This window comes from Chryseomicrobium sp. FSL W7-1435, from assembly GCF_038595005.1.
Taxonomy (GTDB): Bacteria; Bacillota; Bacilli; order Bacillales_A; family Planococcaceae; genus Chryseomicrobium.
The window spans coordinates 1280052-1304779 of sequence record NZ_CP151997.1 but is presented as its reverse complement, the minus strand read 5'-3'; the positions used below and the strand labels follow the sequence as shown (position 1 = coordinate 1304779).

General features: G+C 44.7%; 16 protein-coding genes, 20 tRNA genes and 3 rRNA genes. 7 read left to right on the top strand and 32 right to left on the bottom strand.

The features are described 5' to 3' along the window. Positions 1–374: 374 nt before the first annotated feature. From MKY84_RS06675 to MKY84_RS06565, 23 genes are all read right to left on the bottom strand, one after another. A tRNA-Glu gene (locus MKY84_RS06675) sits at positions 375–446 on the bottom strand. 9 nt (positions 447–455) lie between these two features. After that, positions 456–546 (bottom strand) — tRNA-Ser (locus tag MKY84_RS06670). 5 nt (positions 547–551) lie between these two features. Further along, positions 552–627 (bottom strand) — tRNA-Asn (locus MKY84_RS06665). Between the two features lie 5 nt (positions 628–632). Further along, a tRNA-Ile gene (locus MKY84_RS06660) sits at positions 633–709 on the bottom strand. A 3-nt stretch (positions 710–712) separates the two neighbouring features. After that, positions 713–786, bottom strand: a tRNA-Gly gene (locus tag MKY84_RS06655). Between the two features lie 3 nt (positions 787–789). Next, positions 790–865, bottom strand: a tRNA-Phe gene (locus MKY84_RS06650). Between the two features lie 22 nt (positions 866–887). After that, positions 888–963: transfer RNA gene (locus MKY84_RS06645), tRNA-Asp, on the bottom strand. A gap of 3 nt (positions 964–966) precedes the next feature. Then, positions 967–1043 (bottom strand) — tRNA-Met (locus MKY84_RS06640). Positions 1044–1071: 28 nt separating this feature from the next. Beyond that, positions 1072–1164, bottom strand: a tRNA-Ser gene (locus MKY84_RS06635). Positions 1165–1182: 18 nt separating this feature from the next. After that, positions 1183–1259: transfer RNA gene (locus MKY84_RS06630), tRNA-Ile, on the bottom strand. A 6-nt stretch (positions 1260–1265) separates the two neighbouring features. Then, positions 1266–1339: transfer RNA gene (locus MKY84_RS06625), tRNA-Met, on the bottom strand. A gap of 20 nt (positions 1340–1359) precedes the next feature. Further along, positions 1360–1435 (bottom strand) — tRNA-Ala (locus MKY84_RS06620). Between the two features lie 12 nt (positions 1436–1447). Then, positions 1448–1524: transfer RNA gene (locus MKY84_RS06615), tRNA-Pro, on the bottom strand. A 5-nt stretch (positions 1525–1529) separates the two neighbouring features. Continuing rightward, positions 1530–1606: transfer RNA gene (locus tag MKY84_RS06610), tRNA-Arg, on the bottom strand. 10 nt (positions 1607–1616) lie between these two features. Beyond that, positions 1617–1705 (bottom strand) — tRNA-Leu (locus MKY84_RS06605). Between the two features lie 25 nt (positions 1706–1730). Further along, a tRNA-Gly gene (locus MKY84_RS06600) sits at positions 1731–1805 on the bottom strand. 24 nt (positions 1806–1829) lie between these two features. Further along, positions 1830–1914, bottom strand: a tRNA-Leu gene (locus tag MKY84_RS06595). Between the two features lie 13 nt (positions 1915–1927). Beyond that, positions 1928–2003: transfer RNA gene (locus MKY84_RS06590), tRNA-Lys, on the bottom strand. An 8-nt stretch (positions 2004–2011) separates the two neighbouring features. After that, positions 2012–2087: transfer RNA gene (locus MKY84_RS06585), tRNA-Thr, on the bottom strand. 22 nt (positions 2088–2109) lie between these two features. After that, a tRNA-Val gene (locus tag MKY84_RS06580) sits at positions 2110–2185 on the bottom strand. A gap of 4 nt (positions 2186–2189) precedes the next feature. Next, positions 2190–2305: ribosomal RNA gene (gene rrf, locus MKY84_RS06575) — 5S ribosomal RNA — on the bottom strand. A gap of 116 nt (positions 2306–2421) precedes the next feature. Then, positions 2422–5347 (bottom strand): 23S ribosomal RNA (locus MKY84_RS06570). Positions 5348–5535: 188 nt separating this feature from the next. After that, a 16S ribosomal RNA gene (locus MKY84_RS06565) occupies positions 5536–7090 on the bottom strand. Together the 16S, 23S and 5S rRNA genes with 20 tRNA genes alongside form the textbook arrangement of a ribosomal RNA operon. Positions 7091–7518: 428 nt before the next feature. Here MKY84_RS06565 and MKY84_RS06560 point away from each other — a divergent pair. Then, positions 7519–8229 (top strand): MgtC/SapB family protein, encoded by a 711-nt coding sequence (locus tag MKY84_RS06560; protein WP_342528781.1) that lies wholly within the window; start codon positions 7519–7521, stop codon positions 8227–8229. Between the two features lie 60 nt (positions 8230–8289). Next, complete coding sequence (locus MKY84_RS06555; protein WP_342528780.1) at positions 8290–9237, top strand: cation diffusion facilitator family transporter; 948 nt, start codon at positions 8290–8292, stop codon at positions 9235–9237. Between the two features lie 18 nt (positions 9238–9255). Here the strand turns inward: MKY84_RS06555 and MKY84_RS06550 are convergent, their stop codons facing one another. From MKY84_RS06550 to pruA, 4 genes are all read right to left on the bottom strand, one after another. Continuing rightward, positions 9256–10419 carry an iron-containing alcohol dehydrogenase gene (locus tag MKY84_RS06550; protein WP_342528779.1) on the bottom strand — a complete coding sequence of 388 codons (1164 nt, stop codon included), beginning with the start codon at positions 10417–10419 and terminating at the stop codon, positions 9256–9258. 101 nt (positions 10420–10520) lie between these two features. Continuing rightward, on the bottom strand, positions 10521–11765 hold the full coding sequence (locus MKY84_RS06545; protein WP_342528778.1) for a Glu/Leu/Phe/Val dehydrogenase: 1245 nt from the start codon (positions 11763–11765) through the stop codon (positions 10521–10523). Positions 11766–11835: 70 nt separating this feature from the next. Then, positions 11836–13026: an ornithine--oxo-acid transaminase gene (locus tag MKY84_RS06540; protein WP_342528777.1), complete on the bottom strand. Its 1191-nt coding sequence runs from the start codon at positions 13024–13026 to the stop codon at positions 11836–11838. A 69-nt stretch (positions 13027–13095) separates the two neighbouring features. Beyond that, positions 13096–14640: an L-glutamate gamma-semialdehyde dehydrogenase gene (pruA, locus tag MKY84_RS06535; protein ID WP_342528776.1), complete on the bottom strand. Its 1545-nt coding sequence runs from the start codon at positions 14638–14640 to the stop codon at positions 13096–13098. 144 nt (positions 14641–14784) lie between these two features. Here pruA and MKY84_RS06530 point away from each other — a divergent pair, with 144 nt between their 5' ends. Beyond that, positions 14785–16101: a sigma 54-interacting transcriptional regulator gene (locus MKY84_RS06530; protein WP_342528775.1), complete on the top strand. Its 1317-nt coding sequence runs from the start codon at positions 14785–14787 to the stop codon at positions 16099–16101. Positions 16102–16492: 391 nt separating this feature from the next. On the opposite strand, the gene yugI is transcribed toward MKY84_RS06530, so the two are convergent. From yugI to MKY84_RS06515, 3 genes are all read right to left on the bottom strand, one after another. Then, positions 16493–16864, bottom strand: a complete 372-nt coding sequence (gene yugI / locus MKY84_RS06525; RefSeq protein ID WP_342528774.1) for a S1 domain-containing post-transcriptional regulator GSP13 — start codon at positions 16862–16864, stop codon at positions 16493–16495. 90 nt (positions 16865–16954) lie between these two features. Next, positions 16955–18535: a hypothetical protein gene (locus MKY84_RS06520; RefSeq protein WP_342528773.1), complete on the bottom strand. Its 1581-nt coding sequence runs from the start codon at positions 18533–18535 to the stop codon at positions 16955–16957. Continuing rightward, on the bottom strand, positions 18525–19073 hold the full coding sequence (locus tag MKY84_RS06515) for an RNA polymerase sigma factor (protein ID WP_342528772.1): 549 nt from the start codon (positions 19071–19073) through the stop codon (positions 18525–18527). The genes MKY84_RS06520 and MKY84_RS06515 overlap by 11 nt, the downstream gene beginning before the upstream one ends. Positions 19074–19207: 134 nt before the next feature. Between MKY84_RS06515 and MKY84_RS06510 the strand changes: the two genes are divergently transcribed. Further along, positions 19208–20539: a sodium-dependent transporter gene (locus tag MKY84_RS06510; protein WP_342528771.1), complete on the top strand. Its 1332-nt coding sequence runs from the start codon at positions 19208–19210 to the stop codon at positions 20537–20539. A gap of 91 nt (positions 20540–20630) precedes the next feature. Continuing rightward, on the top strand, positions 20631–20843 hold the full coding sequence (locus MKY84_RS06505) for a helix-turn-helix transcriptional regulator (RefSeq protein WP_342528859.1): 213 nt from the start codon (positions 20631–20633) through the stop codon (positions 20841–20843). A 35-nt stretch (positions 20844–20878) separates the two neighbouring features. On the opposite strand, the gene MKY84_RS06500 is transcribed toward MKY84_RS06505, so the two are convergent. Further along, positions 20879–21139, bottom strand: coding sequence for a DUF1871 family protein (locus MKY84_RS06500; RefSeq protein ID WP_342528770.1), 261 nt, complete (start codon positions 21137–21139; stop codon positions 20879–20881). 73 nt (positions 21140–21212) lie between these two features. Between MKY84_RS06500 and MKY84_RS06495 the strand changes: the two genes are divergently transcribed. Next, positions 21213–22394, top strand: coding sequence for a MalY/PatB family protein (locus tag MKY84_RS06495; protein WP_342528769.1), 1182 nt, complete (start codon positions 21213–21215; stop codon positions 22392–22394). 21 nt (positions 22395–22415) lie between these two features. On the opposite strand, the gene MKY84_RS06490 is transcribed toward MKY84_RS06495, so the two are convergent. Next, positions 22416–22619 carry a hypothetical protein gene (locus MKY84_RS06490; protein ID WP_342528768.1) on the bottom strand — a complete coding sequence of 68 codons (204 nt, stop codon included), beginning with the start codon at positions 22617–22619 and terminating at the stop codon, positions 22416–22418. A gap of 147 nt (positions 22620–22766) precedes the next feature. On the opposite strand from MKY84_RS06490, the gene MKY84_RS06485 reads away from it, so the two are divergent. After that, on the top strand, positions 22767–23999 hold the full coding sequence (locus tag MKY84_RS06485) for an MFS transporter (protein WP_342528767.1): 1233 nt from the start codon (positions 22767–22769) through the stop codon (positions 23997–23999). Positions 24000–24728 lie beyond the last annotated feature (729 nt).

Here is a 24728-nt window from a genome sequence, read left to right as displayed (position 1 = left end):
AAATCAGCCAGTTCTCTAGAATAAAATCTAGAGAACTGGCTGATTTTTGTATGTTGAACTCCGATTCGGGGCTACGTTCCGTTGGCGCCACTATTTTGCTGTTCGTTGAAATTGAGTTGCGACTTTTAATCCCACTGGAGTCAGCTCCTACACTCCACTCAACTTTCTTACTATTGCTTTATTTGTCCCAGCCTCTATTTTTTAAGTTCAAGTTCTGTCCAGCAGCAATCTTATTTCTAACTCCCCTACTCATTCGAGCGATATTATAATTTCAAAACTCTTACTTCTCTATATACTCGAGCTAAACAAGTTCAAACTATTTTAGAACATAAAGAAAGCACGTTCTTCAAATTAGAAGAACGTGCTTTTTGCGATGACCCCTACGGGATTCGAACCCGTGTTACCGCCGTGAAAGGGCGGTGTCTTAACCGCTTGACCAAGGGGCCAATGCATGATGGCGGAGAAGGAGGGATTTGAACCCTCGCGCCGGTTGCCCGACCTACACCCTTAGCAGGGGCGCCTCTTCAGCCACTTGAGTACTTCCCCATCAATGGCTCCGAAGGCAGGACTCGAACCTGCGACCTGCCGGTTAACAGCCGGATGCTCTACCAACTGAGCTACTTCGGAATACATGGTGGGCCTAAATGGACTCGAACCATCGACCTCACGCTTATCAGGCGTGCGCTCTAACCAGCTGAGCTATAGGCCCATTTGGAGCGGGTGAAGGGAATCGAACCCTCATCACCAGCTTGGAAGGCTGGGGTTTTACCACTAAACTACACCCGCAAATGGTGGCTCAGGACGGAATCGAACCGCCGACACAAGGATTTTCAGTCCTTTGCTCTACCAACTGAGCTACTGAGCCGATTATGTATTTTTCAAAAAAATGGCGGTCCCGACGGGAATCGAACCCGCGATCTCCTGCGTGACAGGCAGGCATGTTAACCGCTACACCACGGGACCTTTTGGTTGCGGGGGCAGGATTTGAACCTGCGACCTTCGGGTTATGAGCCCGACGAGCTACCGAACTGCTCCACCCCGCGACAATACTATTAAGTTCTTAGATAAAAATGGAGGAGGTAGAGGGATTCGAACCCCCGCGCGGTTTAACCCGCCTGTCGGTTTTCAAGACCGATCCCTTCAGCCGAACTTGGGTATACCTCCGCTGTTATAAGACTATACTGGTGGACCTTGCAGGACTCGAACCTGCGACCGGACGGTTATGAGCCGTCTGCTCTAACCAACTGAGCTAAAGGTCCTTAAGATGGCGGCCGAGGGGATCGAACCCCCGACCTCACGGGTATGAACCGTACGCTCTAGCCAGCTGAGCTAGGCCGCCATGATAAGTATAAATGAAATTGGTGGAGCCTAGCGGGATCGAACCGCTGACCTCCTGCGTGCAAGGCAGGCGCTCTCCCAGCTGAGCTAAGGCCCCTTAAAGGGTAAATGGTCGAGAAGACAGGATTCGAACCTGCGACCCCTTGGTCCCAAACCAAGTGCTCTACCAAGCTGAGCTACTTCTCGTATTATGGCGCGCCCGAGAGGACTCGAACCTCTAACCGCTTGATTCGTAGTCAAGTACTCTATCCAATTGAGCTACGGGCGCATAGTATAAGTGGTGCCGAGGACCGGAATCGAACCGGTACGGTAGTCACCTACCGCAGGATTTTAAGTCCTGTGCGTCTGCCAGTTCCGCCACCCCGGCAAGGGTGATTTGGGCAAAAAAATAATGGAGCGGAAGACGAGGTTCGAACTCGCGACCCCCACCTTGGCAAGGTGGTGTTCTACCACTGAACTACTTCCGCGTGGCAAGAAATACTATATGAAAATGGTGCGGGTGAAGGGAGTCGAACCCCCACGCCTTGCGGCGCTAGATCCTAAGTCTAGTGCGTCTGCCAGTTCCGCCACACCCGCATGTTCATATAAATGGTGAGCCATGAAGGACTCGAACCTTCGACCCTCTGATTAAAAGTCAGATGCTCTACCAACTGAGCTAATGGCTCTCTTGAAGTGGTGCCGGCGAAAGGACTTGAACCCTCAACCTACTGATTACAAGTCAGTTGCTCTACCAGTTGAGCTACACCGGCACGGTGTTGATTTGATAAAAAATGGTGGAGGATGACGGGATCGAACCGCCGACCCCCTGCTTGTAAGGCAGGTGCTCTCCCAGCTGAGCTAATCCTCCATTTGCCTAGCGACGTCCTACTCTCACAGGGGGAGACCCCCAACTACCATCGGCGCTGAAGAGCTTAACTTCCGTGTTCGGTATGGGAACGGGTGTGACCTCTTCGCCATCGTCACTAGACTGGCTATTCATATGTTGAAAGACAAGCTTTATTATATCAAACCCACCTGCGAATACAAGTGTTTTCTCAATAAAATTTGTTCTTTCAAAACTGGATAGAACTCCATTGATTTTTTTTGGTTAAGTCCTCGATCGATTAGTATTCGTCAGCTCCACACATCGCTGTGCTTCCACCCCGAACCTATCTACCTCATCGTCTTTGAGGGATCTTACTTACTTGCGTAATGGGAAATCTCATCTTGAGGGGGGCTTCATGCTTAGATGCTTTCAGCACTTATCCCGTCCACACATAGCTACCCAGCGATGCCTTTGGCAAGACAACTGGTACACCAGCGGTGTGTCCATCCCGGTCCTCTCGTACTAAGGACAGCTCCTCTCAAATTTCCTACGCCCACGACGGATAGGGACCGAACTGTCTCACGACGTTCTGAACCCAGCTCGCGTACCGCTTTAATGGGCGAACAGCCCAACCCTTGGGACCGACTACAGCCCCAGGATGCGATGAGCCGACATCGAGGTGCCAAACCTCCCCGTCGATGTGGACTCTTGGGGGAGATAAGCCTGTTATCCCCGGGGTAGCTTTTATCCGTTGAGCGATGGCCCTTCCATGCGGAACCACCGGATCACTAAGCCCGTCTTTCGACCCTGCTCGACTTGTAGGTCTCGCAGTCAAGCTCCCTTATGCCTTTACACTCTACGAATGATTTCCAACCATTCTGAGGGAACCTTTGGGCGCCTCCGTTACACTTTAGGAGGCGACCGCCCCAGTCAAACTGTCCGCCTGACACTGTCTCCTGCCCGGGTAACGGGCATGGGTTAGAACTTCAATACAACCAGGGTAGTATCCCACCGACGCCTCCTCCGAAGCTGGCGCTCCGGGCTCTTAGGCTCCTACCTATCCTGTACAAGTTGCACCAAAGTTCAATATCAGGCTACAGTAAAGCTCCACGGGGTCTTTCCGTCCTGTCGCGGGTAACCTGCATCTTCACAGGTACTATAATTTCACCGAGTCTCTCGTTGAGACAGTGCCCAGATCGTTACGCCTTTCGTGCGGGTCGGAACTTACCCGACAAGGAATTTCGCTACCTTAGGACCGTTATAGTTACGGCCGCCGTTTACTGGGGCTTCAATTCGCACCTTCGCTTGCGCTAAGCACTCCTCTTAACCTTCCAGCACCGGGCAGGCGTCAGCCCCTATACGTCACCTTACGGTTTTGCAGAGACCTGTGTTTTTGCTAAACAGTCGCCTGGGCCTATTCACTGCGGCTCTCTCGGGCTTTCACCCTGTCAGAGCACCCCTTCTCCCGAAGTTACGGGGTCATTTTGCCGAGTTCCTTAACGAGAGTTCACTCGCTCACCTTAGGATTCTCTCCTCGACCACCTGTGTCGGTTTGCGGTACGGGCACCTCCCGCCTCGCTAGAGGCTTTTCTTGGCAGCGTGAAATCAGAAACTTCGGACTACGTCCTCCTCGTCACAGCCTGGTGTTGTAGATGCGGGATTTGCCTCACATCACACCTCACTGCTTGAACGTGCACATCCAACCGCACGCTTCCCTATCCTACTGCGTCCCCCCATCACTCAAATGGCGGGGAGGTGGTACAGGAATATCAACCTGTTGTCCATCGTCTACGCCTATCGGCCTCGACTTAGGTCCCGACTGACCCTGAGCGGACGAGCCTTCCTCAGGAAACCTTGGTCATACGGTGGATGGGATTCTCACCCATCTTTCGCTACTCATACCGGCATTCTCACTTCTAAGCGCTCCACCTGTCCTTCCGGTCAAGCTTCGACGCCCTTAGAACGCTCTCCTACCACGCATACCCTAGGTATGCATCCACAGCTTCGGTGAACCGTTTAGCCCCGATACATTTTCGGCGCAGCGTCACTCGACCAGTGAGCTATTACGCACTCTTTAAATGATGGCTGCTTCTAAGCCAACATCCTGGTTGTCTAAGCAACGCCACATCCTTTTCCACTTAACGGTTACTTTGGGACCTTAGCTGGTGGTCTGGGCTGTTTCCCTCTTGACTACGGATCTTATCACTCGCAGTCTGACTCCCAGATACAAATCATCGGCATTCGGAGTTTGTCTGAATTCGGTAACCCGGGATGGGCCCCTAGTCCAAACAGTGCTCTACCTCCGAGATTCTTTATCTGAGGCTAGCCCTAAAGCTATTTCGGAGAGAACCAGCTATCTCCAGGTTCGATTGGAATTTCTCCGCTACCCACACCTCATCCCCGCACTTTTCAACGTGCGTGGGTTCGGACCTCCAGTGAGTGTTACCTCACCTTCATCCTGGACATGGGTAGATCACCTGGTTTCGGGTCTACGACCCCATACTCATTCGCCCTATTCAGACTCGCTTTCGCTGCGGCTCCGTCTCCTCGACTTAACCTTGCATGGAATCGTAACTCGCCGGTTCATTCTACAAAAGGCACGCTATCACCCATTAACGGGCTCTAACTACTTGTAGGCACACGGTTTCAGGATCTGTTTCACTCCCCTTCCGGGGTGCTTTTCACCTTTCCCTCACGGTACTGGTTCACTATCGGTCACTAGGGAGTATTTAGCCTTGGGAGATGGTCCTCCCGGATTCCGACGGAATTTCACGTGTTCCGCCGTACTCAGGATACACTCTGGAGGGCAATAAGTTTGGACTACAGGACTTTTACCTCGTGTCGTGGGCCTTTCCAGACCGCTTCGTCTACCTATCGCCTTTGTAACTCCGTATAGAGTGTCCTACAACCCCAAGAGGCAAGCCTCTTGGTTTGGGCTCTTCCCGTTTCGCTCGCCGCTACTCAGGGAATCGATTTTTCTTTCTCTTCCTCCAGGTACTTAGATGTTTCAGTTCCCTGGGTCTGCCTCCGACCAGCTATGTATTCACTGGAAGGTAACATGCCATTACGCATGCTGGGTTTCCCCATTCGGAAATCTCCGGATCAAAGCTCACTTACAGCTCCCCGAAGCATATCGGTGTTAGTGCCGTCCTTCATAGGCTCCTAGTGCCAAGGCATCCACCGTGCGCCCTTCCTAACTTAACCTAAGTTAGTGCTCCTCTAAAAAAGAAGAGACTTAAGGTCACACGTCAATTGCTTGACGTTGTGTTTGTTACAATCAATGTCGTTCTATCCAGTTTTCAAAGAACAGGTTCTGAATGTATGAACATTCAAAACTGAACTGCAAGACGTCAAGTCTCAGACCAAAAGGTCTGTTCCGAAATATTCCTTAGAAAGGAGGTGATCCAGCCGCACCTTCCGATACGGCTACCTTGTTACGACTTCACCCCAATCATCTGTCCCACCTTCGGCGGCTGGCTCCATAAATGGTTACCCCACCGACTTCGGGTGTTACAAACTCTCGTGGTGTGACGGGCGGTGTGTACAAGGCCCGGGAACGTATTCACCGTGGCATGCTGATCCACGATTACTAGCGATTCCAGCTTCATGTAGGCGAGTTGCAGCCTACAATCCGAACTGAGAATGGTTTTATGGGATTGGCTTGCCCTCGCGGGTTTGCAGCCCTTTGTACCATCCATTGTAGCACGTGTGTAGCCCAGGTCATAAGGGGCATGATGATTTGACGTCATCCCCACCTTCCTCCGGTTTGTCACCGGCAGTCACCTTAGAGTGCCCAACTGAATGCTGGCAACTAAGATCAAGGGTTGCGCTCGTTGCGGGACTTAACCCAACATCTCACGACACGAGCTGACGACAACCATGCACCACCTGTCACCGCCGTCCCCGAAGGGAAGGCCTAGTCTCCTAGGCGGTCGGCGGGATGTCAAGACCTGGTAAGGTTCTTCGCGTTGCTTCGAATTAAACCACATGCTCCACCGCTTGTGCGGGCCCCCGTCAATTCCTTTGAGTTTCAGTCTTGCGACCGTACTCCCCAGGCGGAGTGCTTAATGCGTTAGCTGCAGCACTAAGGGGCGGAAACCCCCTAACACTTAGCACTCATCGTTTACGGCGTGGACTACCAGGGTATCTAATCCTGTTTGCTCCCCACGCTTTCGCGCCTCAGCGTCAGTTACAGACCAGAAAGCCGCCTTCGCCACTGGTGTTCCTCCAAATCTCTACGCATTTCACCGCTACACTTGGAATTCCGCTTTCCTCTTCTGCACTCAAGTCCCCCAGTTTCCAATGACCCTCCACGGTTGAGCCGTGGGCTTTCACATCAGACTTAAGGGACCGCCTGCGCGCGCTTTACGCCCAATGATTCCGGACAACGCTTGCCACCTACGTATTACCGCGGCTGCTGGCACGTAGTTAGCCGTGGCTTTCTAATGAGGTACCGTCAAGGTACCGACAGTTACTCCGGTACTTGTTCTTCCCTCACAACAGAGTTTTACGATCCGAGAACCTTCTTCACTCACGCGGCGTTGCTCCATCAGACTTTCGTCCATTGTGGAAGATTCCCTACTGCTGCCTCCCGTAGGAGTCTGGGCCGTGTCTCAGTCCCAGTGTGGCCGATCACCCTCTCAGGTCGGCTACGCATCGTGGCCTTGGTGAGCCGTTACCTCACCAACTAGCTAATGCGCCGCGGGCCCATCCTGTAGTGACAGCCGAAACCGTCTTTCAACATCGGACCATGAGGTCCGATGGATTATTCGGTATTAGCCCCGGTTTCCCGGAGTTATCCCAATCTACAGGGCAGGTTGCCCACGTGTTACTCACCCGTCCGCCGCTGAATCGAGAGGAGCAAGCTCCTCTTTTCATCCGCTCGACTTGCATGTATTAGGCACGCCGCCAGCGTTCGTCCTGAGCCAGGATCAAACTCTCCATAAAGAGAACTTAATATAAGCTCATTTTGTTGCTGGCATCTGTTACTTTTAAAAAGTAACGATATCCATTTTTGAACGTCCACCACATCCGTTTATAGGAAGTGACTTGGTTCGTGTTTGCGTCACGCACACCCAACAGGGGTCGGGGCGGTGACGCTCTATCTTGACGTCTTGCATGTTCAGTTTTCAATGTTCATTTCGTGCGTCACTCATTTTGGCGACTCACTTAGTATAACTCGATGTCCCATTCAGTGTCAAACACTTTTTTAAAATAATTTATCAATGCGACTGATATTATTTTAAGGACAAGTAATAATATACCTCGTACTCATTTAAATAGCAACCCCTATTTTAAAAAAGCGTAAACTATTTCATTTGCTATCTTTTTCACTTCATATATATATGAGAGAATATTGAAAAGGAGTCGATGAAGTGGAAATTCTAGTTGAGTACAGCGAGATCCTAATAAAATTAAGTTTAGCTGCTCTTTTAAGTTTAATTATTGGATTAGAACGGGAACTAAAGAAGAAACCAGTCGGTTTAAAAACTTCAGTAGTCATTGCTACATTCAGCTGCCTACTCACCTACATATCAATTGAAGCGGCATATATGGCTGAGGGTAGAGACGGTGTAAACATTACAATGGATCCTTTGCGTTTGGCTGCACAAATAGTTAGTGGTATCGGCTTCTTAGGAGCGGGAGTTATTTTACGAAAAGGCCATGATAGTATTAGTGGCTTAACTACTGCCGCTATGATCTGGGGAGCTGGAGGAATAGGAATCGCCGTAGGTGCAGGCTTCTATATAGAAGCGGCATTCAGTGTGTTTGTAGTTTTAGTCGGCATTGAAATCATCCCCCCTCTTTTGAATAAGATTGGACCTAAGCGATTGCGTATGCGTGATTTATCTCTTCACCTTTGGCTGAAAGATGCAAATTATATTGATGATGCTATTGAATATATCCAGTCACAAGGTGGAAAGATACAAGATATGCAAATCCGAGACCACTCGCTAGAATTAATACCACAACATGAGTTGAAGCTGCGTATATCAATGGTGAACAAAGTGAAACCGAATGAGTTTTATCATTTATTAAAGAAACAACCTTATATTATCGCAATGGAAATCGAAGCAATCGACTAGGAGGAAAGTTGAGAGAGTGAATTTTCAGGGTTATTAAAAGGCGGTAACAAGCCTTCCTTGATGGCCGCAGTAGTAAACACGTTTATAGCATTTATGAAAGGTGGCGCATTTTTACTTACAGGTAATGTGGCCATGTTCGCAGAAATGATGCACTCATTTGGAGACGCTGCCAATCAATTTTTTGTATTCATCGGTTCGGCCCTTTCTAAAAAGGCGCCTACCCCACGATTTCCCAATGGATTTGGCCGGTTAGTCAATCTTGTCGTATTAGGTGCAATTCTTATAGTAGGAATACTTGCATATGAGACTATCAAGGAAGGTTGGCACCATATTTTACACCCAACTGAGTCTGGCGGGATAGTCATTGTCCTTGTTGTACTATTGGTAGCATTTCTATTAGAGATGTTTGTCCTCTACAAGGCAGGTAAAGAAGTATTACATGAAGCACACGTTACAGGCGGATTTTGGGCGCCACTTACTAAAAGTTTCGCAAACTTAAACAGAGCGAAGCCTGCAACTAAACTTGTTTTCATGGAAGACATCGTGGCTACAGTTGGTAACTTATTAGCTGCTCTTGCAGTAATCATCGCGTACTTTACTGATTTTCTGGCAATCGAAGGTATGGTCTCCATTCTTATCGGACTCATGATGTTCTATGTAGTAGTACGTGTTTTCTTAGAAAATGCACGTGGAGTCATTGGAGAAACTGATGAGCAAATGCTAAATCATATTGCTTATTTAATTTCTGACAATCCAAAGATTAAAGACATCAAAACACTTGAAGTTGTTAAAGAAGGCGAATATTTGCACGTTGAAACACTACTTGAAATCGATCGCACTCTTACATTTGATAAAATCGATGATATTCAAGAAGATCTTTCAAAACTTCTCTTAAGTCAGCCGGGTGTGACAGACGTTGTTATTTCGTTTGATGAAGATGACGGCGTGAAGTCTTGGAAGCACCACAAAGAACCTCCTACAACATTAAAAACACACGATGCGAAATAACGCATTGTGTGTTTTTTTCTATAGAGCTGCTTTTAAAATGCTGCGAACATCTTCAGCTTGAAGTTTGTTGAAGTTACCGAATGGACCGTAAACAAGTGTCTTGTCTACCATGTCTTCAATACGGTCATCTCCAATTTTATAATCACTTAATTTTTGAGGTGCACCAATTGATGTCCAGAACTCAACCAGTTGGTCGATTCCTTCATTTGCAATTTGCTCATCCGATTTTCCATCAGGATTTACACCAAAGACTTTGACAGCCATACGTGCAAATCGGGCAGGATTCACTTTAACGTTGTGACGCATCCACTCAGGGAAGATGATCGCCAAGCCTCCTGCGTGTGGAATATCATAGATTGCTGAAACAGCATGCTCGATATTGTGGCTTGCCCAGTCACCGTTGTAGCCCATCTGTAAGAAATTGTTCAACCCAAGAGTACCTGCAAATAGAATCGTCTCACGGTGTTCGTAGCTTGTTAAGTCTTCCATTAATTTCGGTGCAGTAGCAATAACAGCTCGCAACACCCCTTCGATCATCTCATCTTGGACCGGAGTATTTGTTCCATTGTTGTAATATTGCTCGAACATATGAGACATCATATCCACAATCCCGTAAACCGTTTGATCGGCCGGTACTGTAAAAGTGTACTCTGGGTCAAGAATCGAGAATTTAGGGAAACTTAGTGGACTTCCCCATCCGTACTTCTCTTCCGTTTCTTGGTTCGTGATAACAGAGCCCGCATTCATTTCTGAACCAGTTGCAGCTAATGTCAGCACAGTAGCAAGTGGTAAAGCATCTTCAGGTTGCGCCTTGCGTGTTACAAAGTCCCAAGCATCTCCATCGTATTTAGCTCCAGCAATAATTAACTTAGAGCAATCGATGACTGATCCCCCACCTACTGCAAGAACTGCATCGACATTGTTTTCTTTACAAATCTCGATACCTTTTTTGGCAGTGGATAGGCGTGGATTCGGCTCTACTCCTGAAAGTTCGAATACTTCGAAGCCACCGTTTGAAAGTTCGGCCATAACTTTATCGTAAAGACCACTCTTTTTGATACTCCCCCCGCCGTAAACGACAAGAATCTTTTTACCGAATGGCGCTAACTCTTTTGAAAGCGAAGACAATTGACCTTTACCGAAAATTAATTTTACAGGGTTATAAAAACTAAATGAATTCATACAACCGCTCCTCTCTTTATCTACTTTATCCTACATGACTGCTAACGGAAGGTCCAATACTTGGCATCAAAAAAGCTCCCACTAAAGGGAGCTTTGGGTGATTAAACCCAACCACGGAAGCGAGATGCTTCTGCTGTTCGACGTACACCAACCATATAAGCAGCTAAACGCATATTGATATTGCGTGTAGAAGCTACGTTGTAGATGTTCTCAAACGCAACTACCATCTTTTTATGAAGCTTTTCACTTACTTCTTCTTCAGTCCAGTAATAACCTTGATTATTCTGTACCCATTCGAAGTAAGATACTGTCACTCCACCAGCGGAAGCTAATACGTCTGGAACTAATAAAATACCACGATCATGAAGAATTTTAGTTGCTTCAGTTGTTGTAGGACCATTCGCTGCCTCTACTACAATTGTTGCTTTGACATTATGTGCATTGTCAGCTGTGATTTGGTTCTCAATAGCAGCTGGCACTAGGATGTCACAATCTAATTCTAGTAATTCTTGGTTTGAAATCGTGTTTTCAAATAGCGTTGTAACGGTTCCGAAAGAATCACGACGGTCCAGTAGATAGTCGATATCTAATCCATTAGGGTCATGTAGAGCACCGTATGCATCTGAAATACCAATTACTTTTGCTCCTTGATCACTCAAGAATTTTGCAAGGAAACTGCCGGCGTTACCGAAACCTTGAATGACAACACGAGCACCTGTCATATCAATGCCGACTTTTTTAGCCGCTTCATTGATACAAATAGTAACTCCTTGTGCAGTTGCACGGTCGCGACCTTGAGAGCCTCCAAGAACAAGTGGCTTCCCAGTGATAAATCCAGGTGAGTTGAATTCATCGATTCGGCTGTACTCATCCATCATCCACGCCATGATTTGTGCATTTGTAAATACGTCTGGAGCAGGAATATCTTTAGTCGGTCCAACAATTTGACTGACTGCACGAACGTACCCACGACTTAAACGTTCTAGTTCTCCCATTGACATCTCACGTGGATCACATGTGACGCCACCTTTACCTCCACCGTATGGAAGATCGACGATACCACATTTTAATGTCATCCACATAGAAAGGGCTTTTACTTCTTCATCTGTAACACCAGGGTGGAAACGTACGCCACCTTTAGTTGGTCCAACCGCATCATTATGCTGAGCGCGGTATCCTGTAAATACTTTTACAGTGTTATCGTCCATACGGACAGGGATACGCACTGTAAGCATACGTAAAGGTTCTTTTAAAAGTTCGTACATTGCTTGATCGTAGCCCAGTTTGTCTAGTGCCTCTTGAACAACTGCCTGTGTCGATGTAAACAGGTTTAAATTTTCAGCCATTTTATCAATTCGCCTCTTTAATAGTAATAGTAGAATTCAGATTCATTGTACCATAGTCAATTGGAATTTGTTATGCAAAAACTTTTTTTATGCGCTCTAATGCCCAGTCTAATTCTTCTTTAGTAATGACAAGTGGTGGAGCAAATCTAATCACTGTGTCGTGTGTTTCTTTACAAAGTAAGCCAAGCTCTTTCAACTGCTCGCAATATGGACGAGCTGCTTCGTTTAACTCAAGACCGATAAATAATCCACGGCCACGAACTTCTTTAATAGAAGAATGATCTAATTTTTGAAGTTCTTCTTTGAAGTAATTCCCTAGTTCTTCTGATTTCTTAGCAAGGTCTTCGTCAATCAAAACTTCTAATGAAGCAATTGACACTGCACACGCTAATGGATTTCCACCAAATGTTGATCCGTGTGAACCTGGGTTGAATACACCAAGAATATCACGATCCGCAACGACGCAAGAGATTGGGAATACGCCACCGCCTAAAGCTTTTCCTAAAATGTACATATCCGGGTGAACGCCTTCCCATTCAGAAGCAAACATACGACCCGTACGAGCAAGACCTGCTTGAATTTCGTCAGCAATGAATAATACATTGTGCTCTTCACATAATTCTTTTGCAGCTTTCATGAAACCGGCTGGTGGAATGACAATACCTGCTTCTCCTTGGATTGGTTCCATCATAAAAGCAGCTGTATTTGGAGTGATAGCAGCTCTTAATGCATCCAAATCACCATAAGGAATCAACTTGATCCCAGGCAGCATCGGCCCAAATCCACGCTTGTATTCTGGATCTGAAGAAAGAGATACAGCAGTCATCGTACGACCGTGGAAGTTGCCTTCACAAGCGATAATTTCTGCTTGATCTTCAGCTACACTTTTTACATCATAAGCCCAACGACGTGCTGCTTTAAATGCTGTCTCGACAGCTTCAGCACCTGTGTTCATCGGAAGAGCCATTTCTTTTCCAGATAATTTAGTAATCAGCTCATACCAAGGACCTAATTGATCGTTATGGAATGCTCGTGATGTTAGCGTAACTCGGTCAGCTTGGTCTTTTAAAGCTTGTATAATTCGTGGGTGACGGTGTCCTTGATTAACAGCAGAGTAAGCCGAAAGCATATCCATGAACTTGTTACCTTCTGGATCAGTTACCCATACCCCTTGTGCTTCTGAGATGACGATTGGTAGTGGATGGTAGTTATTAGCACCAAATTTTTCAGTTTGTTCGATAACTGCAGTTGTTTTTGACATCATTGTTCCTCCTTATCTATGTACAAAAGGGCAGACGCACCAAGGTGATGGCCTGCCCTTTTGACGAGATTACAGCATTTCTGAAGTTGTTTTAGCTTGCATGTGCAACTGGATGTAATCCGGTCCACCTGCTTTTGAATCTGTACCTGACATGTTGAAACCACCGAATGGTTGGTAACCAACGATTGCTCCCGTACAGCCACGGTTGAAGTATAAGTTTCCAACGTGGAACTCTTCACGAGCTTTTTCAATGTTCATACGGTTTGTTGAGATAACAGCACCTGTTAAACCGTATTCAGTGTTATTAGCGATTTCTAATGCGTGATCAAAGTCTTTTGCCGAAGCAATTGCAAGTACTGGGCCAAAGATTTCTTCTTGCATTAAGCGCGCTTGTGGATCAACATCTTTGAAAATAGTTGGTTGAATGAAGAATCCTTTTGAATCGTCACCTGTACCACCTGTTAACAATTCGCCTTCACCTTTACCGATTTCAACGTATTCCATGATTTTTTTGAATGCTGAACCATCGATAACAGGACCCATGAAGTGCTCGTCGTTATCTGGAACACCGACAGTTAATTCATCCGTTAACTCTTTTACGCGAGCTACGACTTGATCGTATACATCTTCAACAATTACAGCACGTGAACATGCTGAACATTTCTGACCGCTGAAACCAAATGCTGATTTCACGATAGATGTTGCCGCTAATTCTAAGTCTGCTTCTTTATCTACAACAATTGTATCTTTTCCGCCCATCTCAAGGATTGTGCGTTTGATCCAGATTTGACCTGGAGAAAGTTTTGCTGATTTTTCAACGATTCCAAGACCTACATCACGTGAACCTGTGAAGCTGATCATACGAGTGCGTGGGTGTTCAACTAGGTAGTCACCAATTTCAGCACCAGAACCTGGGATGAAGTTAACAACTCCTGCTGGCATACCTGCTTGCTCAAGTACTTCTACAAATTTATAAGAAACAATTGGCGTAGTTGAAGCTGGCTTTAATAGAACTGTGTTCCCTGCTACCATTGCTGCTACTGCTGTACCGGCCATGATTGCAAATGGGAAGTTCCAAGGAGAGATAACTACTGCTACACCTAGTGGAATGTAGTTGAATTGGTTGTACTCACCTGGACGTGATTCTACTGGGTAACCCTCTTTCAATTTCAGCATTTGACGACCGTAGTATTCTAGGAAGTCGATTGCTTCTGCTGCTTCTACGTCTGCTTCAAGCCAAGTTTTACCTGCTTCTTTTACAAGAAGACCAGAAAATTCGAATTTACGACGACGCATGATTGCTGCTGCTTTGAAAAGAACATCGGCACGAGTTTCAGGCTTTACCTTACTCCATGTTTTGAAAGTTTCATCCGCAATGTTCATAGCTTTTTCAGCGATGTCACGAGTTGCTTTTGATACGCTACCTACAGCTTCAGTTTTATTAGCTGGGTTGTAAGAAACGATTTTATCTTCAGTTGTGATACGCTCCCCGCCTACGATTAATGGATACTCTTCACCCATATATCCTTCAACAGTTTGAATACCTTCTTTAATTTTGCGTTGGTTCTCTTCTAATGAGAAATCTGTGAATGCTTCGTGTTTGTATGGAATCATGCGAGAAACATCCTCCCTTTATTAGTTTAGTGCAAAAATTATTTGCACTTTGTTTTCATTTACATATATAATAATGCAAAAGATTGTTGCGTTTTTCAAGTGATATATCGTATTTTCCTCAAATTTTTTTAGGAAGTGACCATCATGAATGAAAATCCCCAATATTTAGGTCCTTTTTACCGATTTGCCATCGACCAAGTTGGAGTGGGTGTCCATGCAATAGATAAAAATGGCAAAACGGTTCTCTATAATGATCAAATGCGAAAAATTGAAGGACTTCATTCTACCGATGTAGAAGACCGGTCGATACTTGAAGTATTCCAGTTTGAAAAAGAAGAGAGTACATTATTACATGTATTATCAACAGGAAAGCCGGTTAATCGTGTAAAGCAGACGTACTGGAATAACAAGGGACGAGAAATCACGACGATCAATGATACGTATCCCATTTTTGAACAAGGACAACTCATTGGTGCAATTGAGTTTGCTCGCGATATTACAGCTCTTGAGCGACTCGTCTATCAACCACTTCGTCGGTACAATGAGCCCATTACCTTAAGTTCTTTAACCGCCGTGTCCGAAACAATGCGCCTCGTGATTTCGAAAGCAAAAAGTGCTGCTCAAGTGCGGATGCCTCTGTTATTGATTGGAGAGGCAGGAACAGGTAAAGATTTGATTGCAGAAGGCATTCATCACCAGTTGACGCCTTCGAATGATCAGTTCATCAGTCTGTTCTGTCATAGTTCTGACCCTCTGCTCGTCAATAAATTCCGGGAAGAATTGAAAAATGTATCGAATTCTACTATCTTTTGTGAGCGAATCGACTTACTCTCACTCGAGTTGCAAAAAGAGTTGCTTCACATTCTACAAACTTCAACCGGAAAACATAACCTCTTTATAGCAAGTGTAGGAAGTGATCCAATTGATTTGGTTGCCAGTCGGTCACTGAGTCGCGACCTGTACTACTATTTTGCAAGTATGACCATTACCGTTCCCCCACTGCGAGAAAGAAAAGAAGATATTGTACCATTTGTGGAAGATTACCTACGCCGTTTAGAAGATCGCCACGGGCAAAGCAAGGTCACGATTGATAGTAAGGTACAGGAGTTATTGCTGAGCTATGATTGGCCAGGGAATTTAAAAGAGCTTGAGTTATTGTTAGATGAAACGTGTACTATGCTTACGATGGAATCCACCCTTACAGAGGACCTGCTACCTGTGCAGTTTCGCTATAAGTTAGCGGTTCAAGACAAATCGCAAGTAACCGCTTCAGATTTTCTGCTGACATCCGAAAAAGACTTAATGCCACTTGATCAGTATTTACGGGAAGCGGAGACGTATTATCTGCAGAAAGCGGTAGAGAAGTTTGAAGGGAATATTACGAAAGCAGCGGAGGCGCTTGGGATGAGCAGGCAGAATCTGCAGTACAGGTTGCGGAAGTTGCGGAATGCACGGAATTAGATGTGGAGCCGACTGGTCAGAAATTTTGCGCTGTAAGACGTTGAGTTCCACTGCGGGGATACTTTCCGTGGGCGCTGCGTGAGCTTCCTCGTCGCAGGCTCCTGCGGGATCTCACGGCAGACTTTGATCCCACTGGAGTCAACCCCTCCATTTCACTCAACTTTAGTTTCAGATGTGGAAATGTCGCTAACTTTAGTGCACTACTACGTTGATTATTACGTTAACTCGGTTAATTGTGACGTTAGCGGCTTGCATTAGGACATTAACTTGCTCGATTATGACATTAGCGGTTCCCATTACGACATTGACCGAATTATGGAAACTAATTACAGGGTCACAATAAACAAAAGGGAGTTTCTCAAATTACGAGAAACTCCCTTTTCTTATTTTTTTACTTGAGTGATTTGCGAATCCAGCCATCTAGCTTGCTTTTCAATGTGTCGAACCCGCCAGCATCTTGCTCATCGATTCGTTCCTGCAAGGGAATCCGCCCCTTTTCATCACGTTTGTGATAAAACGGCAGATCTTGGAGCGCACGTAGCGATAAGCTAATCTTGCTTTCTTTCTTATCAATCTCAAGCACCTTTACTTTCACGGCTTGCCCAACTTGTAAAAAGTCATTGATATCGCGGACATATCCGTACGTAATTTCAGAAATGTGGATAAGTCCTTGCGTGTCATCTGACAGACTAACAAAAGCCCCATATGGTTGAATACCTGTGACAATACCCGTTACAACATCTCCCACTTTGTAATTTTTCATAAGGATTGCTCCATTCTAGTTTTAAAGAAATCGCCTCTACGGCCACCTTCAGTATAGCATAAAATGAAGACTTATTCATTATTCTGAACATTATTGTGTAGGCATGAATGGAATTTTCCAGCCGTCTTCGGTTTTGATCAATTGGAATGTGAGCGTTGGTGTGTAATAGCTATTCATGGCACCTTCCGTTAATTCGATTTCTACAAGTCCTGTATGTTCGCCAAACTCGTTTGTACCTCTATCTACAAACGTGAGTGTTTTCATGAATGAAGACAGATTGGAAATCTGTTCGGATGGCCAATTTTGATACTCCTCTAATGAAACTAGCATATACTTGTCCCCTGAAACATACATCTCATGCCGCAATTCTTTTTCATCCATGTGATGATAGTAATAATAGAGCCCTACAATCTCTTCAGACGACAACGATTTATACTTATCCCCGTCCGGAACTAATGCGAACTCCTTAAAGTAGCTATGAATCTTCTGTTCAAATTCAGCATCTACAACAACAGGTTCCCCGATGAATTGAGCAGTTTTGTACTTGGCACGGTCCATTTCTAATACAAACTTTTGCGCATCTGCATAGGTGAAAGCCTCCCAAGTTTTAGACGAAGTCCACCCGCTCTCATGCATTTCTTTGACAATAGGCGAAAATACAACATGTAAAACTGTTGTATTTGGTTGAGCAGCTAGTATCTCCCACTGTTTTTGAACTTCTAACTTAATAAACCCATCCTCAAACAATTCTGCTTTATGATCTTCTATGTTTTCACTAAACGTTCCTTTTAAAGTTAAGAATAATAAATTTGCCAAACGGCTAGATTGATCATTTATTGCAATATCCTCTTCACTAATACTCTCTTCTACTCGAATTAACGTCTCAGCCGTTTTGTCGATTGGAAAAATCATCTCGCCAGCTTCTGTGAGCTTCCCATAAGAATAGAACTCTGCTAACGGAAAAACTTTAGGATGCAAAATCTCTTCGAATAATTTCATATCTTCTTCTGGAATTTGAAGATCTGCTAAAACAGTTCCAGAGTTGACTTTTTCAAATTCCAACAGCTTCCACATATAACTGTATAAAATATAGTCTGAGTTACTGATAAAAGCTTTTACATTTTTACTGTCGGCTGATTCCCGCTTTAAAAACTCATTTGGAGTTTCAAATGATCTTTTCAAATCGACAATAGCGGAATTAATCATTTGCTTCTCGTTAAAACCATTTTCTTTATGGTACTCAATAGCCTCACTTGACATATAAAAGTTTCGACTTTGATCTGCATTCACAACCGCCTGAATCTGACTAAACTCTTGATCTTCAAGTCCCATCTTCAAACGCGCTTCTTCACGAATTTCTGCGTACTGACGGTCGATTTCTTGAGAGATGTAGACAAAATCAAGCCCACTCTCTGAGACCTCTTCTCTTTCTTCCTCTTCTGAAGCCGAGTTCGTCGGTGAATTGACCATACTCATGGCGAATAAAAACAGCGTGAAGATTGCGGCTGCTGTAATCAGCGGGACAATCCAGTTTTTCTTCGGACGTTTTGATCGCTCAGGTTCTTTATTTGTTAAAGCAGAAATGACTTTCTTTGTATCTGTTCTCTCTTCCATCTCTTCGTAGCCTTTTTTAAGCCGCTTCATTCGTTCTTCAAATTGATTAGTTTCCACTGAGCTTCGCCTCCTGTTCTTCAAAAGCAGTTCGTAATAAATCCTTGGCTCGATGAATCCGGATTTTGACTGTTCCTAATGAAAGAGATAAGATAGTAGCTATTTCTGAATATGAACAATCTTGGAAATAGAATAAGACAAGTGGAACACGGTATTTTTCATCAAGTTGTTGAATCTGAATGTGAAGTTCTCGGTCAGATTCAGACTGCATAAATGTCGTTTCAGAGTCACTTGCAAATTGTGTATCGTTTTGTTGTAGTCGTTGTTCTTTTTTCGAGTGTTGTGTTTCTTTTCGATAATGGTCTCGGGTCGTGTTTAACGTGACTTTATAGAGCCAAGTGGTGAATCGGTCACGATTAAATTGATCGAGAAAACGATAAAGACGTATAAATACTTCTTGAGAAATGTCTGGAACATCTTGATAGTTTGCCCCGCATTGAAAGGCGAAGCGTTCAACTGTTCCTTTATATGTATGGATGAGTTGTTCATAAGCAGCTAAATCCCCTTGTTGGGCTGCTTCGATTATGTTCACAGTCACTTGGTTCCCCCCTTGCTGTGTATGATACGAAAGTAATTTGACAAAAGTTACAGAAATCGGCAGAGTATTTATTTTTACTTTGTTTTTCAACTCTTTTCGTATACAATTAGGCAATTAGTCTTGAAGGTGGTTATTTGATGAAACGAGATTCATTTGGTTCAAAGATTGGATTTATATTAGCTGCAGCTGGGTCGGCAATCGGCTTAGGTGCAATTTGGAAGTTTCCTTATATGGCAGGAACTAATGGGGGCGGTGCATTTGTGCTGCTATTCATACTAGCAACGCTTCTTATCGGGTTACCTATTTTACTCGCAGAGTTTATTATTGGTCGACGCGGGCAAGCAGATGCCGTGACGAGTTTTAAGCGTCTAAGTGACACAAAAGCATGGGCTTGGATTGGCCGAGCAGGTTTTGTGTTTTCGTTTGTCATCTTATCGTTCTATTCAGTAGTAGGTGGATGGATTATCACCTACTTGTGGATTTCAGTGAAACAACTTGTTACAACCGCTTCAATTGATTACGAAGCAACATTCGGTTCGATGATTGCCAATCCGTGGCAAGCCATTTTTGCACAAGCTATTTTTATGGTGCTCACTATTTGGATTGTATCTGGAGGAATTAAAGGCGGGATTGAACGAGCTAGCAAATGGATGATGCCTGCTCTGTTTGTTTTCTTTATCCTACTGGCTGTTCGTTCTTTAACTCTTGAAGGGGCTATGGAAGGTGTTCAATTCTTACTCGTTCCCGACTGGAGTGCTGTAACTTGGGAAATCGCACTTATGGCTCTTGGTCAAGCCTTCTTTTCTTTAAGTGTGGGTGTCGCGGGGATGATCACGTATGCTTCCTACTTATCAAAAGAAACAAACTTGACGCAGTCTGCAACAAGCGTGGCAGGCATGAATATCTTTATTTCTCTGTTAGCAGGACTTGTGATTTTCCCGGCAGTATTTGCGCTAGGCTATTCACCAAATGAGGGACCTGGTCTTGTGTTCATTATTCTCCCTGCAGTCTTTGGGGAGTTAGCATTCGGTTCTCTTTTCATGTTGCTGTTCTTTATTTTGATGTTGTTTGCAACGCTGACTTCATCAATTAGCATGTTAGAAATTACTGTATCTATCGCTATCAAATCGAAATATGATCGTCGACGCCGAGCAGCTATTCTTATGGGAATCTTCATTTTCATTTTCGGTATTCCAAGTGCCCTTTCCTTCGGCGTGTTAGCTGACTGGACAATTGCAGGAAGAACCTTCTTTGATAATGCAGATTACTTGGTAAATAATTTCGGGCTTCCACTTGGTGCTTTATTCATCTCCTTATTTGCAGGTTACGCTATGAGTAAGCAAGCAACTCAAGAAGAACTGAACTTGTCGCCAGTGGCGTATACGGTTTGGCATTCCTTGGTACGTTACTTAGCACCTGTAATGATAACAATTATTTTAATTCGGCAAATCTTGGAAGCTCTGTAGTAACAATTGTACTCATTTCGTCACGTTTTCTGACTATTGCGCATTTGTAATTATGGTAACATACTATATATGTAGAAAGGATGTGGCAATGATGAATGTAGAATTAGCCAATCAATTGCAACGACTGCGCCAAGAGCGTAACATGTCGTTAGAAGACCTATCCTTAAAAGTACGTATTGGTGTTGCCAAATTACAGGCCTATGAGTCTGGTGTTGAAAAACCATCTACCCAAACACTTTTGAAGCTTTCTAATGCTTTAGAAGTTCCTGCGTCCAATTTATTGGACGGGCTTACACCTGCATAAAAAAATCCCTGTGGAAATTTCCACAGGGATTTTTATTAAATACTACAGGTAACAGAAAGTTTTAATGCGATTAATTTATAAGAGATTTCCACGCACTTCTCAAGGGGAATCCATTCTTCAAAAGAGTGTTCATAAACCATTTGTATATGATGCGCGACGTCAGATGGATGAATGGCACCTTGTAAAAAGGCAACGACGTCTGCTGCTTCAGCTGCATAAAGATCTGCACCTATTTGAAAAGGATCCCATTCTCCAAGAATGCGGACTGCTTGTTTATTCATATCAATTTGATGCATAGTTTCACCTTAATTTCCTAAGTAGTCTGCTATATAATAGCATAGAACAGTCAAAATGGAAGGAGAATTGCCCATGTATGATTTTACTACAGTACATACACGCCGCAACACAGACTCTATCAAATGGGATTGGTTAAATGAGATTTATTCCGTACAACATGGTGAGGAAATTTTACCGATGTGGGTAGCCGACATGGACTTTGCTCTCCCTCCCTTTGTAGAAGAAGCTCTTATTAAACGTATTCAAAGCGGTGTTTTTGGTTATTCCTATCCAGGACAATCTGTGACGCAAGCAGTAGTAGATTGGCTGGCTACCAAACACCAAACAACTATCGATAAAGATTGGTTACTCTATGAATCTGGAGTCATCCCTTCGATGGCACTTGCCCTCCAGGCATTTACAGCGCCAGGGGACCGCGTTTTAGTACACGGCCCAGTCTATCCACCCTTTCGAAGCACACCAGCAAATCTAAACCGTGAAGTAGTCACTTTCAGCCTAACTGAAGACGAGGGTCACTACAGTCTTGACTTCGACGCCTTTGAACAAGCACTTCAAGAGAACATCGCCGCATTTATCTTTTGTAATCCACATAACCCTGGTGGGAAAGTGTGGTCTCGAGAAGATGTGAAACGAATTGCTGATTTGTGTCACCAGCATGGCGTATTACTCATTTCAGATGAGATTCATGCGGATCTAGTTTTTGAACCGTTCACACACACGATGGCTCTCTCAGTAGCCGATCACACAGACCATATCATTACATGTATGGCTCCAACAAAAACCTTTAATCTTGCTGGATTACAAGCTGCTTATTTGATTGTAACTGATGACAAGAAGCGTGAGAAATTAAAAGAAACTGCCACGAACGCTGCGCATATGGGGATGACGGTATTAGGGGCGACGGCTATGAAAGCTGCTTATCAGGACGGCTCGCCTTGGGTAGCTGAGTTGATGACTCAACTAGAAGAGAATACAAACTATGTCATAAAACACTTATCATCTGAAATTCCAGGCATTGTGGTACTAAAACCAGAAGCGACCTATTTACTGTGGATTGATTACCGTGCCTTGAATGTAACAGAAAAAGATATGATGCATGCACTGCTGCACGAGGGTAAATTGGCACTTGAGCCTGGTACAAAATATGGTCCCGAGGGCGATGGATTTTTACGTATGAATATCGCCTGTCCACTTGACACTGTGAAAGATGGCGTTGAGCGATTTATTCAAGCCTCTAAAACTCTTACTAAATAGAAAAAAAGAGCAGGCAGTCCACTAATTGGACTGTTCCTGCTCTTTTTCTGCTTTTAAACGCTCTTCTAATTGACGGGCTTCTTCGGCCTCAATAGCGGAACGTTTCAATAGCCATCGTATGACAAGTGCTGCAAGGATCAAAACTCCGATCAATTGCAAGACTACTGGTATATATTCTGTTTTATCTTCCGGGAAATAGAGATAGAGAAATAGCAATTCAAACACAGAGTCATCTTCTTTCTATATCGGTTTATTCGCATCCATTGTAACACACACTTAGAACAGGGATAAAATTTTTGAGCACAACCCTTCATTCGCCTCACGAAATGTTCTATAATAGAAATGCTGAGATGCATAGAAAGAAGGGATACAATGCACTCAAAGAAAAATTTTCAAATTATGTGGGGCACCAACTTTTTAGTCGCCAGTACGATGACGATGATCATGCCCTTCCTTGCCTTATACATTGATACGTTTGGTGAATTTTCAGATGCTTATGTCCAAAAATGGTCAGGACTAGTGTTTGCAGCTACCTTTGTCACCGCATTTCTGATGTCACCAATTTGGGGACGCATTGCGGATAAATATGGTTATAAGCCCATCCTAGTGCTAAATGGATTCGGGATTGCACTTTCTGTCCTATTGATGGGATTCGTCCAATCAGTGGAGGCCTTTTTTGTTTTGCGATTATTTATGGGAGTCGTAACAGGATTTATCCCAACCTCTCTTGCTTTCATTAGTAGCCAAACACCAAAAGAAGTGGCGGGTAAGACTCTTGGTACCTTACAAATGGGTAGTGTTGCAGGGACTCTATTTGGTCCAGTGCTCGGCGGACTTTTGGCAGACACATTCGGCTTCTCTTATACGTTTATTATCGCCGCGGTGGCTGTTACGCTATCGGCACTGATCGTGTTGTTATTTTTACGCGAAGATAAAATCGTTAAAGAAAAGAACGCTCATTCCTATTCACGGAAAACCGTTATGGCGGGCATCCTGCATCACCGCTTGATCTGGAACGTTCTTGTCATTACAACTTTGATACAAATCGGGTTGTTCAGCGTCCAGCCGTTGCTGTCACTTTATGTGGGCGAGTTAACGCACGCAGCGAATATCGCCTTCCTAGCTGGTTTAGCCTTTAGTGCTGCAGGTGTCGGTAACCTTCTGTTTACAAGAGCCTGGGGAAAATTTGGAGACAGTTATGGCTATGAACGAATATTAGTCATTTTGTTAGCTTTAAGTGTTCTCTTTATTGTCCCTCAAGCCTTCGTCACTTCCCTATGGCAGCTTGTTGTTCTTCGCTTCTTATTCGGAATCGCGGCGGGTGGACTGGTACCAATTACAACGGCAATCATTCGCAGAGAAGCGCCAGTAGAAGTTCAGGGGGAATTGATGGGATACAATACGAGTGCTCGGTTCTTAGGGAACATCATCGGTCCTATATTTGGCGGTGTTGTTGCTGGATGGGTCGGCATCTCTACCGTGTTCGTTGTCACAGGAGCATTATTCGTTGTAGCACTTATCGTTCTCGCCTACGTGAGGAAGGCTCCTCAACAAGATTTTGAAGAAGTATTGCTTGAAGAAGAACTTCATATGAAAGCGACTTAACTCTTAGATGTGGAGAACGTCACGCAAGAAACTCCGAGGAAATCAGGCGTGCCAAGTGAGGCGCTCTTTGCCTCGGTTGTTGCGACTGATTTTGGAGCGTGTTTCTGACGTTCGCAACTTGATTCCATTTAGATGTGGAGAACGTCACGCAAGAAACTCCGAGGAAATCAGTGGTGCCAAGTGAGGCGCTCTTTGCCTCGGTTGGTGCGACTGATTTTGGAGCGTGTTTCTGACGTTCGCAACTTGATTCCATTTAGATGTGGAGAACGTCATGCAAGAAACTCCGAGGAAATAAACCTCGAAACAGAACTCAATATACAAGAAAAGCAGAGGGTGGGACAAAATATAGTATTGGAGCTAAACAAGTTAGAAAGTGGAGTGGAGTGTAGGGGTTGACTCCAGTGGGATCAAAAGTCGGAATGTGAGACCCCTCTTAGATGTGGAGGACGTCATGCTAGAAAGTCCGAGAAAATCAGGCGTGCCAAGTGAGGCGCTCTAAGCCTCGGTTGGTGCGACTGCTTTTGGAGCGTCTTTATGACGTTCGCAACTTGATTATATTTAGATGTGGAGGACGTCATGCTAGAAAGTCCGAGAAAATCAGGCGTGCCAAGTGAGGCGCTCTAAGCCTCGGTTGGTGCGACTGCTTTTGGAGCGTCTTTATGACGTTCGCAACTCGATTCCATTGAGCTGTAAACACAACGCGCCCACGGAACGCAGCCCCGGAACGGA